Genomic DNA, 13,272 nt, shown 5'->3' with positions numbered 1-13,272 from the left:
CCCCGAGAGTGTCCCGCCCCGACACAGAATGCGCTGTGTTCACAACTCTGTCCTCATCGTTCACTGTTCGGATACCGCCCATGTCGATGCCGGCTGCACGTCCGGCTTGCCCTGCCGCAGCGCCCGCCGCCCCGCGACGCTGAGTGCCACGGCGACGACCCCGCCGCCGACGCCCGCCCACACCCCGTGCGCGGAACCGTTCATGTCGGAAAGCGCCCCGCCCACTGCCGTGCCCGAGCCGATGCCGAAGGCCCCGGCGCTGGTGAGCCATGAGAACGACTCCGACAGGGAGCCCTGCGGAGCCACCGACTCGAGGAGGGTGCTTCCCGAGATCAGCGCGGGCGAGATGGCCACGCCCGCGACGACGGCGAGGAAGGCCATCACGAGAGACGAGTCGGTGAGGGCGAGGGGGATCGCGCTGAGTATCAGGAAGCACGTGGTGATCGAGAGCATCCTGTCCTGCGGGACGCGCCAGTCGACCGCTCCGTAGACCAGGCCGGAAACCAGGCTGCCGGCTGCGATCAGAGCAAGGAGTACGCCGCCGAACCAGGGTGTCCCCTGCTCCTCGGCGAACGCGATCATCGAGACGTCCACGGCGCCGAACAGGAAGCCCATTCCGGCATACGCGAGCGTCAGCACCCACACCCCGGTCACGGTGATCGCTCGTACGGGGCTGCGACCCGGTACCGGCTCGGACGCCGGCTCGGATCTGCGGTGCAGGGCGACCGCGAGGGAGCCGATGGTGTGCAGCGCCCAGCACGTGAGCAGACCCGTGACCGGATGCACCGCCGATGCCAACGCCGTGACCAGCAGCGGCCCGAGCAGGAAGATCGTGTCGTCCAGCATGGACTCCATGGCGTAGGCGGTCCGGAGCGACTCGGGGGCGACCATCGCCGCCCACCGTGCCCGTACGAACGAGCCGAACGACACGGAGGTGCACCCGGCGGCGACCGCCCCCGCGATGAGCACCCAGAGCGGAGCCTTGAGCGCGATCGACACCAGCAGCGACGCCATCCCCACCGCGTGCGCCAGGCATGCGGTGAGCAGCACCCGCCGCTGGCTCGTCCGGTCGGCCAGGCGGCCGAGCACTGGACTGGCCACCCCCTGGCAGACCAACATCGCCGCCGCCACCGTCCCGGCCTCGGCCAGCGATCCGGTGACGGCCGATACCAGCATCAGGCAGCTGAGGGAGCGCATGGCGATCGGAAATCGACCGATCATCCCGGAGAGCGCCAACGTTGCCGCACCGGGCGATCTCAGCAGTCGCACATAGGACCCGAGCCCGGAATGCATCCCCGATGCTTCTGCGGACACAGCTCTCCCGTCGATGTAAAAGAATACCCGGAAAGAAATCGCGACGGCTTCGAGTCGCGTAGCCGCCCGTCCCGAATTCCCTTATTCGTCAGGGCTGCCGGGGAGGGTGGCGTCGTTGAGCAGGTATGCGGTGAGGAAGGTGGTGGTGCGGGCATGGGCGCGGGCCTTGCGAAGGCGCGCGAGCCGCTGCCCGGAAGTGAGAGGTTGTTCCTCTGCGTCGAGGAGGCAGAGGACCGTACGCAGGCCGCTGACCTGCGCGCGGCCGAGGGGGTCGGATGGCGTGCCCTCGCTGTGGACCAGGTCCCCCAGGAGAGCTTCGACCTGGTCCCGTGGTGAAACGCTCCGCGTCGGGTCCAGGGGTTCGTTCATCTCGTCGTCTCCCCCACATGGCGGTTATGAGCGCGGTAAGGCCTCACTTGAGGATGATTTCGTCCGGGGCGCAGCGCAAGGCGGTTGGGCGGCAGACTTCCGGCAGTTACGGCAGGAGTGGGCAGGATGCGTTCGCTACCGGCAACCGCGGCCCGGGTTACTGCCCCTTTCCTTGTGGGCCTCTTCGGCGCCGCGTAGGTTCACTCACGAATCGCCCGACGGATTTCCGCCAACGGGCTTCGGCGTGAAAGCAGGGAGAAATACATGTCATTCGACGAGATTGCCCCGGCGCAGATCGAGAAGGAGCTGGCGAACCACTTCGCGGGCGCTTTTGACGACGCCGCGCTGCGTGAGCTGTCGCAGAGCTTCCGGCGCAACGGCTACGTGAAACTGTCGAACTTCGTCTCGAAGGACCTCTTCCAGACCATCACGAAGGAGTGCCACAGGCTGCTGGACCTGCACCAGCAGCGCATCGACATCCATCTGAAGGAGACCAGCAACTCGCCGCGCTTCATGAGCACGGTGAGCCAGAAGGCCATCGAGAACGACAGCGAACTCGTCCGGGCCGTCTACAACTCCGAGGCGATGATGGGCACTCTGTCCCGCATCGCCGGCCAGCCGGTCCTGCCCTGCCCCTGGGACGAGGAGAAGTACGTCCTCATCCGCCAGCACAAGCAGGGTGACACGCACGGCTGGCACTGGGGCGACTTCAGCTTCACCGTCATCTGGATCATCGAGGCGCCGGGCCCGGAGTTCGGCGGGCAGCTCCAGGCCGTTCCGCACACGGACTGGGACAAGGACGACCCGCGGGTCCACGAGTACCTCGCCAAGCACCCGATCAGCACGTACCCGCACGCCACCGGCGAGATGTACTTCCTGCGGTCGGACACCACCCTGCACCGCACGATTCCGCTGAACGCCGACAAGACGCGGATCATCCTCAACACCTGCTGGGGCAGCGAGCAGGACCAGTTGAAGAAGGCGACCCACGAAACCATGCAGGCGATGTTCAACTGATCCCGCCGCACCGAGCGGGTTTGGGTTCCATTCCCAGCGATCAGCCTGATCGGCGCAGGCATGCACCTGTGCCGGGCCGGTGCGGTTCGGCGCGCACGTTCGGTGGTGACACACCGACGCGCTCCCGAGCAGCACCGGCCCCGGCCGCCACCCGATCCCACCCGACCGAAATGAGATCAGTCAGATGACTACGGCACTTGTCCTGGTGGACCTCCAGGTAGGCCTGCTGACCGGAGAAGACGCGGTACCCGAGGCGGACTCCCTGCTGGACCGGCTGCGTCCGCTCGCCGAGAAGGCGCGTGCGCTCGGGGTTCCCGTCGTCCACGTGCAGGACGACGACCTCGGCGACGTCGACTCCGAGGAGTGGCAGATCGACCCCCGACTCGGCGTGGAGGAGGGGGACCTCAAGGTACGCAAGGTCGAATGTGACGCCTTCCACGAGACCCGGCTGGATGAGCTGCTGCGCTCGCACGGCATCCGGCACCTGGTGGTTGCCGGCCTGGTCACCGAACTGTGCATCGATTCCACCTGCCGCAAGGCCGTGACCCTCGGGTACGACGTGACTCTGGTCTCCGACGGCCACTCGACTCCGGCGAAGCACCTCCCCCTTGAGGCGATCATCGACCATCACCACCGCATCCTCGACGGCTACGGCGTCTACGTCGAGCGCCGGCCGTACGAGATCCGGCTCCAAACAGCTGCCGAGGTCGACTTCGTCGCTCCCGAGGAGCCCGAACTGCAGGGCGCGGACACGCCATGACCACGACGTCTTCTGCCCCCACCGACGTGAGGCCGGCCGCGCCCGGCGTGGTGCCTCCCCGGCGACGCCACCCCGTGGTGCTGCTTGCCGTCTCATCGCTTCTGGCGCTCCTCGCGCTGCTGGGCACACTGGCGCTGCAGCCGCCGCCCGCGAAGGGAACGGACGCGCCACAAGGAGAGTTCTCGGCGGCCCGAGCGGCCGAGTACCTGACGGAGTTCGCCCGGAAACCGCATCCGCTCGGGAGCGCCGAGCACACCCGGGTCCGCGAGTACCTCGCGCGGACGGCACGGGAGCTGGGGGCAGAAGTCGTCGTCCAGTCGGGCGAGGTCGTGCAGCCCGACATGGGCAGCCCGTTCCCGTCCGCGACCGTGCACAACGTGATCGCCCGGCTGCCCGGCGAGAACGGGCCGGACGGGCGCGACGGTCAGGGCGACGCGGGCGGTGCGCTGCTGCTCGTCGCCCACTACGACTCCGTGCCGAACGGGCCGGGAGCATCGGACGACGGGGCCGCGGTGGCGGCCATGCTGGAGACGCTGCGCGCCCTCAAGGCGTCCGGCGGGGTCGAGAACGACGTCGTCTTCCTGTTCAGCGACGGGGAGGAACTCGGAGCGCTGGGAGCCGAGTTCTTCACACGGGAGCACGGGCTCGACGAGTTCGGTGCGGTGCTCAACTGGGAGGCGCGCGGCAGCGGCGGCCCGGTGATGCTGTTCGAGACCGGCGAGGGGAATCTGCCGCTGATCGACCTGTTCGCCGAGGCCAACCCGCGCCCGGTCGCCAACTCGCTGGCGTACGAGGTCTACAAGCGGCTGCCCAACGACAGCGACTTCACCGTCTTCCGCAAGGAGGGCGTCGCGGGCCTGAACTCCGCCTTCATCGAGGGGTTCCACGACTACCACTCGCGCTCCGACACCGTCGAACAGCTCGACCGGGACAGCATGCAGCACCACGGTGAGGCCATGGTCGGCATGGTGCGGGCCCTGGACGGCGCCGACGCGGAGCAGCTCCGCGGCGAGAACGGGGTCTACTTCGACCTGTTCGCGCGGGTCCTCGTGCGTTACCCGGTGTCGTGGGCGCTGCCGCTGGCCGGGCTCACGCTGACGGTGCTCGCCGGCCTGCTGGTGTGGGGGGCACGCCGGTCCGCCCTGCGTCCCCTGCGGGTCGTCGCGGCGGCGGGGACGGCACTCGGCACGCTGGTGGCGGCCGGTGCCGTGGTCCACGGGCTGTGGACGCTGGCGCTGCTGCTCGCGCCCGACCTGGCCGCGCTGCCCTTGGCCGAGCCGTACAACCGGGGCTGGTTCGTGGCGGCGTTCGGCGCGATCGTGGGCGGCGTCCTGCTGACGGCGGCCAAGGTGCTGCGCCGGCTGCGCCCGGCCGAGACGACGGGTGGCGTGCTGCTGTTCGCGGGCCTGCTGCTCGCGGTGCTGACGCTGGTGCTGCCCGGTGCCGGCTATCTCCTGCAGTGGCCGCTGCTCGCTGCGCTGCCCTCGCTGTGGTGGATCTGCCGGACCGAGGGACGCGCGACGGGCGAGACGGCGGCCGGGACGCGGGAGATGTGGGCCGGTGCGCTGCTGTGGTCGGCCGGGCCCGCCGTCGCCGTCGTTCTCTTCGTGCCGCTCACGGGCAGCCTGCTGACGGCGCTCGGTATTCCGCTCGCCTCGGTGGCCATGGTCTTCGTCACGGCCGGTCTGGTCTCGGCCCTGCCGCTGCTGGTCCGGCTGCCTGCCACCGGACTGAGTGCCGTGGTCGCGGCCGGTGTCGCGCTGGCCCTTCTGGGCACCGGCGTCGTCCGGCACGGGTTCAGCGCGGAGCGGCCGAGGCCCGACTCGCTGCTGTACGTACGCGACGACGTGAAGGCCAGGACGCTGTGGTTCAGCGGCGACCCGGCACCCGATGCCTGGACGCGCGGAGCGCTGGGCGACGACCCGAGGCGGGCTGCCGTGAACGATTACTTCCCTCCGCGCGGAGACGAGCCGGCGATGGTGGCGAAGGCGCCCGCGCTGGACATCCCCCTCCCGGAGGTCACGGTGCTGGACGACACCACCCGCGGCGGCACCCGCACGGTCCGCTTCAGGGCCGAGTCGCAGCGCCCCGCCTGGCGCATCCAGGTGCGGCTGCCGCAAAAACCTCTCGCCGCCTGCACGGTCGCGGGCACCCGCCTGGACCGGGCGGCGATGAAGGAGCAAACGGGAGGCGCGAACGACGTCGTCTTCCACCACTACGGTGCGCGCGGTTTCGACGTCAGCTGTGAGGTCCCGGCCGGGACCCGGCTGCGCGTGGACGTAGCGGACTACACCATCGGTCTGACCCCGCAGGTGCGGGATCTGGTGGGGCCGCGGCCGCGGGACACCGTCCCGGTCGCGTTCGGCTTCCTGCCGGAGGACTCCGTCATCGCCCGTGCGGCGGAAGAGATCTGAGGATCCATGAACCACGTCTCACGGGACAACGCCATCGAGGTCCGTAACCTCACCCGGGTCTTCCCGACCGGGGGCTCGGACACGCTCGTCAAGGCCAATGACGACCTGACATTCAGCATTCCCCGCGGCCAGGTCTTCGGGCTGCTGGGAGCAAACGGCGCGGGCAAGACCACGCTGGTGTCGCAGCTCCTCGGCCTGGTGCGGCCCACCTCGGGCGAGATCCTGGTCGAGGGCATCGACGCCGTCGCCTGGCCGGACGAGGTCAAGGCCATGACCGGCTTTCTGCCGCAGACCGGCCTGTCGATGCGCCTGGTCGAGGTGCGGCGGGCGCTGCACTACACCGGTCGGCTGCGCGGCCAGTCCGAGGCGGACGCGCGCCGCCAGACCGCCGAGCTCATCGAGGAACTCGGCCTGGGCGACGTCAGGGACCGCTACGTGGACCAGCTCAGCGGCGGCATGACACGTCTGGTCAACTTCGGCATGGCCCTCATGGGCCGGCCCAAACTGCTCATCCTCGACGAGCCGACCAACGAACTCGACCCGCACAACCGGCGGCTCGTGTGGGACATGGTGTCGCGGCGCAGCGCCGCGGACGGCACGACCGTCGTCCTCGTCACGCACAACGTGCTGGAGGCCGAGTCGGCCGTCGACCAGGTCGCCGTCATGAACGGTGGCCGCATCACCGCGATGGGCACGCCAGGCCGTCTGAAGGAGGCGCTGGGCGACAGCATCCGGCTGGAGCTGTTCGTCAAGGGCGACGGCGGGCTGGCACGGCACGAGCGGGAACGGTTCGGCGCGGTCGGCACGATCACCGCGGGCAAGCGGGACGGCAGCTACCTGGTCCAGACGGACTCCGCGCGGATGCCGGAGCTGATGCGCCTCGTCCACGGCGAGGTGGGGATGGACCGGGTGGCCGACTTCCGGCTGACCCGGCCGACGCTGGAGGACGTCTATCTGACGATGGACGGCCGTTCGGTGCCGGATGCGGCCCCTTCGGTGACGACGGAGCCGGACGCCGCGGAGGGCCTGGCGAGCGCGGAGGCGAGCGAGACCGCTGCCGGCCTCGTGCCTGCGGGAGCGGTGACGTCCGCGGCAGCCGTCCTGACGACGGCGCCGAGCGCACCGGCGACGACTCCCGCCCCGCCCTCCGCCTTCGGGGAGGCGGGCGACGAGACGGCTTCCGGCGCCCGGACCCGACAGGCCGCGTCCGCGGGCCCGGTGCCCCGGGACGGGAAGGGGGTGCCTGCCCGTGGTGCGAAGACACGGCTGCGACGCATGGGAATCGACCTCAAGTACCTGTGGCTGGAACAGATGCTGGAGGTTCGTACCACCTGGTCGTGGGTGCTGATGTTCGGCCTGCTGATGCCGACGGCCATGGTGTTCGGCCTGACCCGGATCGGCAATGGTCTGTCAGACGAGCAGAGTCTGCTGTTCATCGTCAGCGGCGCGGCCATCTTCTCCGTGGCCAACGAGGGTATCGGCACGCTCGCCCAGCGCATCGGCGTCCTGCGCCAGGACGGGATGATGGTGTACTACGCGTCGCTGCCCATCAGCAGGATCTCGTTCCTGGCCGCGATGGTGTTCTCCCGGCTGCTGCTGATCCTGCCGGGCCTGATCACCCCGATGATCGTGGCGAAGCTGATGTACGACACCGACTTCGTCATCTCGCCCGCGCTCCTGCTCGTGCTGCCGTTGTCCTGCATGGCGCTGTCGGCCATAGGACTGGCCATCGGGACGCTCGTGCGCAGCATGGACCTGCTGCTCGTGATCGTCAACCTGATGATCTTCGTGCTGCTGCTGGTGGCCCCGGTGCTCATCCCGATCGAGTCGCTGCCGGTTCCGCTCCAGGTGTTCGGCTACCTGCTCCCGCCCACGTATGCGGCGGAGTCCCTGCGCCTCGCCCTGGTCGGTGACTTCGGCGCCACCTTCCTGTTCGACATCGCCGTCCTGGCCGCGATGACCGCGGCCGGCCTGGTCGGCGCCAGCCGCTGGATCCGCTGGCGCACCGCCTGAGCACGTCCCCTGGCAACACCTCCGTACGATCCGCCTAAGGACTCCCTGTCATGTACCTGCCGAGCACCAACGCCCCACCCACGGACCTCTCCGTCAGGCGCGCCCCGACCTTCGTGGACGTCGTGGCCGAGCGTGCGACGCTCAGCGGCGGCACCGCCTACACCTTCGTGAGCCCCGACCGGGACGAGCGGCCCTCGCTGACCTTCCCCGAACTGGACGCCCGAGCCCGGTCGGTGGGCGCGATGCTCGCCGCCAGGGGACTCACCGGCGAGCGGGTCCTCGTACTGCTGCCGCCAGGCCTGGACTACGTGGCCGCGTTCCTCGGCTGCCTGTACGCGGGCACCGTCGCGGTCCCGCTGTACCCCCCGAGCGGCGGCAAGTACTCGGCCCGGCACCTGGCCGTGCTCGCCGACTCACGACCCGCGGCCGCGCTGGTGCCGGGCAGCCAGCTGGCGCGCGCCGCCGAACTGGCCGAGGAACTGCGGGCGCCGGGGCTTCAGTTGATCTCGGTCGACGGCGACCTGCCCGCAGCGGACGACTGGCGGCGGCCCCGTATCGACGGGGACAGCGTGGCGTTCCTCCAGTACACCTCCGGTTCGACGGGGACACCGCGCGGCGTACGCGTCACCCATCGCAACCTGGTGGTCAACTCGGCCCAGATCCAGGAACGGTTCGGATCCGGCCCTGACACGGGTGTGGTGAGCTGGCTGCCGCCGTACCACGACATGGGCCTGATCGGCGGCATCCTGCAGCCCGTCTACGCCGGAGCCCCGGCGACGCTGCTGGCTCCGACGGCGTTCATCACCCGGCCGTTGCTGTGGCTCGAACTGATATCCGAGCTGGGTGCGTCCATCAGCGGCGGGCCGAACTTCGCGTACGACCTGTGCGTGGACCGCATTCCGCAGGAGCGTCTCGCCGGGCTCGACCTGTCCCGCTGGCAGGTGGCGTTCAACGGCGCCGAGCCGGTGCGCGCGAGGACGCTGGAGCGGTTCGCTGCCCGCATGGCGCCACTCGGGTTCCGCCGCGAGGCCTTCTTCCCTTGCTACGGGCTGGCCGAAGCGACGCTGATGGTGTCCGGCAGGCGGGTGGGCGACGAGGACATCGCCCATACCTTCGCCGCGGACTCGCTGGGTCCCGGCCGCCTCCCCGAGCCGGCGGCCGACGGGCTTCCCGTCGTCGACTGCGGGCCCGTCGCCGTGGACCTGGACGTCACGGTCGCCGACGCCGAGCACGGCAGGGCCTGCGCCCCTGGCGCCGTCGGAGAGATCTGGGTGGCCGGCGAGAACGTGGCCGACGGCTACTGGGGCAAACCCGCCGCCGACGGCACGTTCGGGGCCCGGCTGACCGGCGAGGAACGCACCTACCTGCGCACCGGGGACTACGGCTTCGTGCGCGACGGCCACCTGTACGTGACCGGCCGCAGCAAGGACCTGATCGTGGTCCGAGGCCGCAACCACTACCCGCAGGACCTGGAGACGACCGCGCTCGCCGCCCACGACACGCTGCGACGCGGCGCCGCCGCCTTCGCCGTCGAACAGGACGGCCGTGAGGAGATCTGTCTCGTCCTGGAGACGCCGCACGGCCATGTGGCGGAGACGGCCGACGAGGTGATCGCAGCCGTGCGCGCCGCGCTGGTACGGGAGCACGCTGTGGCACCCGGGTCGGTCGTGCTCGTGCGGCCCGGCGGCATCCCGCGTACCACCAGCGGAAAGATCCAGCGTTCCGCGACCCGCGCGGCGCTCGCCACCGGCACGATCAAGGTGGTGCGGAGGTCCGACACGGGCGGCCCGCAGCCGTCCGGGACGCCGCCGCAGGCGGCCGCCGCGGCGACCGCCGCCGCAAGCGCCGTGCTCACGGCTGCCGCCCCGGGGCGGCAGCCGGACCCGGACGCCCTGCGCGCCGTCGTCACCGATCTGGCCGCGCGGCGCCTGGGCGTCAGCGTGGACCGCACGGCGCCGCTCGTCGGGCAGGGCCTGGACTCGCTGGCCGCCGTGGAGCTCCAGGCCGCCGTCGCACAGACGACAGGCGTGGAGCTGTCGCTGGCCGAGCTGCTCGCCGGCGCCGCCGTCGACGACCTCACCCTCGACACCCCGGCCGCACCGGTCGCGCGGCCGACGCCGGCCGCTCCCGGGGAACACCTGCCGCTGACCACGAACCAGCAGGCCATGGTCTTCATGGAACAGCAGCACCCCGGTACGTCCGCACTGCACATCTCCCTCGCCGTGCGGCTGCTCGCGGACGTCGACCCCGACGCCCTGCACCGCACCTTCCAGCGCCTCGTCGACCGCCACCCCGTACTGCGCACCGCCCTGCGCTGGGCGGACGGTGAGCCGTACCAGACGGTGCTGCCCCACCTGGACGTCGACTTCACGGTGGAGGACGGGCACACCCTGGGCAAGGACGCCCTCGCCGCCCGTCTGGAGCGCGCTTGCGACGGCACTCCGTTCGTGCTCGACGAAGGCCGCGTGCTGCGCGCGCTCCTGCTGCGTCGATCCGACGGCGACATCCTGTCGCTGACGCTCCACCACGTTGCCGCCGACATGTGGTCGATGGCGCTGCTCACCGACGAACTGGCTCGTCTCTACGCGGCGGAACGAGGAGAGGGCCCGGCACTGCCCGAGCCGCCCGAGGCCGCCTACCTCTCGCTCGCCGACCGCCAGCGGCGGCTGTTGGAGTCGCCCCGCGGCGAACGGCTCTGGGAGTACTGGAAGGCGGAGCTGGACGGCTGCGAGCCGGTCCTCGAACTGCCCGCCGACCGGCCGCGGCCCCCCGTGCAGAGCCACCGCGGCGACACGGTGACGTTCGCCCTGGACCCCGGCGTCACACAGGCACTGCGGCGCCGCGCGGAGGCCGAGGAGTCCACCCTGTTCGTCACGCTGCTGTCGGTCTTCCAGCTGTTGGTGCACCGCTACACGGGCGAGAAGGACTTCCTCGTCGGCGTGCCCGGCTCGGGGCGGCACGACGCGGACCTGCACGACGTGATCGGCTACTTCGTGAACCCGCTGCTCATCCGCTCGCGGGTGACCGAGGAGGCGACGTTCACCGAGCTCGTGCGGGAGACCAAGCGGACGGTGGTGGGCGCGCTCGCACACCAGGAGATGCCCTTCCCGGCGCTCGTACAGCGGCTGCGGCTGCACCGGGACGCCTCCCGCTCTCCCGGTTACCAGGTCATGTTCAGCCTCACCAACACCCATCTGCTGGGGCAGGACGGGCTCGGCGCGCTCCAGACCGGCAAGGGCGGCCTGCGCGCCCGGCTCGGCGACCTGGCGGTGGAGTCGGTCGAGTTGACGCGCAGAGCCTCGCAGACGGACCTCGGGATGACACTCTCCGAGGCGGGCGACGGCCTGGAGGGCGTGATCACCTTCAGCACCGACCTGTTCGACCGCACGACGATCGACCGGTTCGCCGACCACTTCGCCCAGCTCGCCGCCCAGGTCTCGGCGGCACCGGCCGAGCCCCTGCGGCTGCTGCCGCACGCCTCGCAGGCCGAGCAGCGCGAGGCCGCCGGCTGGAACGAGACCGCCACCGCCTACCCGAAGGACAGCACGCTCACCGCCCTGTTCGCGGAGCACGTGCGCGCGACACCGAACGCACCTGCCCTGGTGTACGGCGACTTCCGCTGCACCTACCAGGAGCTGGACCGGTGCTCCAATGCGCTGGCGGCCCGCCTCAGGGAGCTGGGCGTCGGACCGGAGACCCTGGTCGGCCTGTACGTGGACCGGGACCCGGCCGTCGTGGTCGCCATGCTCGCCGTGGTGAAGGCAGGCGGCGCCTACCTGCCGCTCGACCCGTCCCACCCCGGGCGGCGGCTGCGGCAGATCCTGGACGCGGCGCGTCCGGCCGTGGTGCTGACGCCGTCCGGTGACCGGCTGCCCGGCGTGGACGTCACGGTGCCCGTGGTCCACGTGGACGCGTACCTGCGTCCCGACATCGCCGTCGACCCCGCGTACGACACCGCTGTGGACGGCGGAGCCGGTCCCCAGTCGCTGCTGTACGTGATGTACACCTCGGGCTCGTCGGGCCGGCCCAAGGGCATCTGCATCACCCACCGCAACGTGATCCGCCTGGTGCGCAACACCAACTTCATCAACATCGCACCGGGCGACAAGATGGCGCAGATCTCCAACGCCGCCTGGGACGCGGCCACCCTGGAGATCTGGGGCGCCATGCTGAACGGGGCCGTGCTGCACGGCTTCGACCAGGCCACGGTGCTCAATCCGCCGGTGCTCGGCGAGGCGCTGCGCGCGGGCGGGGTCGACACCGTCGTCTTCGCGACGCCCCTGTTCACCGAGGTCGCGGCGTACGACCCGACGGTGTTCGAGGGTGCCAGGGAACTCGTGGTCGGCGGCGACACGATGGACCCCAAGCGCGCCAGGGAGGTCGTCGAGCTCGGCGGGCCCCTGCTCATCAACGATTTCGGCCCGACCGAGTCGACCAGCATCGCCGCCACCTTCGCCGTCCGCGAGGTGCCGGAGGGGACGTGGCGGGTGCCGATCGGCCGGCCCATCGCCAACACCCGGGTGTATGTGCTCGACGAGTGGCTGCGCCCGGTGCCGGTGGGTGTCCCCGGCCAGCTCTTCATCGGTGGCGACGGGCTCGGCCGCGGCTACCTCGGTCGGCCGGAACTGACCGCCGGAGCGTTCCTGCCCGACCCGTTCGGCGACGAACCGGGGGCGAGGATGTACGCGACCGGCGACCAGGTGCGCTGGCTGCCGGGCGGCATGCTCGACTTCCTGGGCCGCATCGACTTCCAGGTCAAGATCCGCGGCTACCGGATCGAGTTGGGCGACATCGACTCCGCCGTCCTCTCCCATCCCGAGGTGCGGGAGTCGCTGACCCTGGTGGACGAGAGCGCCGGGCACAAACGCCTCGTCGGGTACTACGCGGGCGCGCCCTCCCCGCAGGAGCTGACCGCCTACCTGGCCGACTGGCTGCCCCGGTACATGATCCCGCCGGTCCTGCTGCGGCTGCCCGAGCTGCCGAAGAACCCGAACCGCAAGATCGACCGCGCCGCACTGCCGAAACCGCCCGCCCACACCGCCGGGGCCGCGGCCCCGGACGCGGAGATGTCCCCGCTGGAGGGCGAGGTGGTGACGCTGCTCGCCGAGGTGCTCGGGGTCCCCGACGTGGCGGTGGACGACAACTTCTTCGACATCGGCGGCCACTCGCTGCTGGCCATCCGGCTGACGACGCGGCTGCGCGAGCGCCACGGCGTGCAGATCGACCTCAACGCCTTCTTCGACGAGCCGACGGCCCGCGGTGTGGCGCGCTGCGTCCAGGAGCTGCTGGACGCCGGGACCGCCGTGGCGCAGCCCGCGGCTCCGGCCGGCCCCGTGGCCCTGCCGCGTGCCCGGTACGCCCGGAGCCCCGCGGCCCGCTGACGTC

7 protein-coding genes are annotated in these 13,272 nt (G+C 71.0%); 5 read left to right on the top strand and 2 right to left on the bottom strand.

The window, feature by feature from the left end; genetic code table 11:
• Nucleotides 1–60: 60 nt before the first annotated feature.
• Both MQE23_RS31550 and MQE23_RS31545 read right to left on the bottom strand, forming a co-directional pair.
• A complete protein-coding gene (locus MQE23_RS31550) occupies nucleotides 61–1,197 on the bottom strand; it encodes an MFS transporter (protein WP_243380899.1) in 1,137 nt (378 codons plus the stop codon).
• 198 nt (nucleotides 1,198–1,395) lie between these two features.
• Nucleotides 1,396–1,683 (bottom strand): hypothetical protein, encoded by a 288-nt coding sequence (locus tag MQE23_RS31545; RefSeq protein WP_020275005.1) that lies wholly within the window; start codon nucleotides 1,681–1,683, stop codon nucleotides 1,396–1,398.
• A 264-nt stretch (nucleotides 1,684–1,947) separates the two neighbouring features.
• Here MQE23_RS31545 and MQE23_RS31540 point away from each other — a divergent pair, with 264 nt between their 5' ends.
• The 5 genes from MQE23_RS31540 (at nucleotide 1,948) to MQE23_RS31520 (ending at nucleotide 13,268) form a co-directional block, all read left to right on the top strand.
• On the top strand, nucleotides 1,948–2,700 hold the full coding sequence (locus tag MQE23_RS31540) for a hypothetical protein (protein ID WP_020275004.1): 753 nt from the start codon (nucleotides 1,948–1,950) through the stop codon (nucleotides 2,698–2,700).
• A 184-nt stretch (nucleotides 2,701–2,884) separates the two neighbouring features.
• Nucleotides 2,885–3,460, top strand: coding sequence for an isochorismatase family protein (locus MQE23_RS31535; protein WP_243380898.1), 576 nt, complete (start codon nucleotides 2,885–2,887; stop codon nucleotides 3,458–3,460).
• Complete coding sequence (locus tag MQE23_RS31530; protein ID WP_243380897.1) at nucleotides 3,457–5,874, top strand: M20/M25/M40 family metallo-hydrolase; 2,418 nt, start codon at nucleotides 3,457–3,459, stop codon at nucleotides 5,872–5,874. The genes MQE23_RS31535 and MQE23_RS31530 overlap by 4 nt, the downstream gene beginning before the upstream one ends.
• Before the next feature lie 6 nt (nucleotides 5,875–5,880).
• The gene (locus tag MQE23_RS31525) at nucleotides 5,881–7,887 is read left to right on the top strand and encodes an ABC transporter ATP-binding protein/permease (protein ID WP_243380896.1); all 2,007 of its coding nucleotides are present in this window, start codon (nucleotides 5,881–5,883) and stop codon (nucleotides 7,885–7,887) included.
• Nucleotides 7,888–7,937: 50 nt separating this feature from the next.
• Nucleotides 7,938–13,268 (top strand): non-ribosomal peptide synthetase, encoded by a 5,331-nt coding sequence (locus tag MQE23_RS31520; RefSeq protein ID WP_243380895.1) that lies wholly within the window; start codon nucleotides 7,938–7,940, stop codon nucleotides 13,266–13,268.
• Nucleotides 13,269–13,272: the final 4 nt, after the last annotated feature.

The sequence above is a fragment of the Streptomyces sp. HP-A2021 genome, from assembly GCF_022807935.1.
Lineage (GTDB): Bacteria > Actinomycetota > Actinomycetes > Streptomycetales > Streptomycetaceae > Streptomyces > Streptomyces afghaniensis.
The sequence above is the reverse complement of the archived record's forward strand: the minus strand, read 5'-3'. Positions and strand labels throughout refer to the sequence as shown.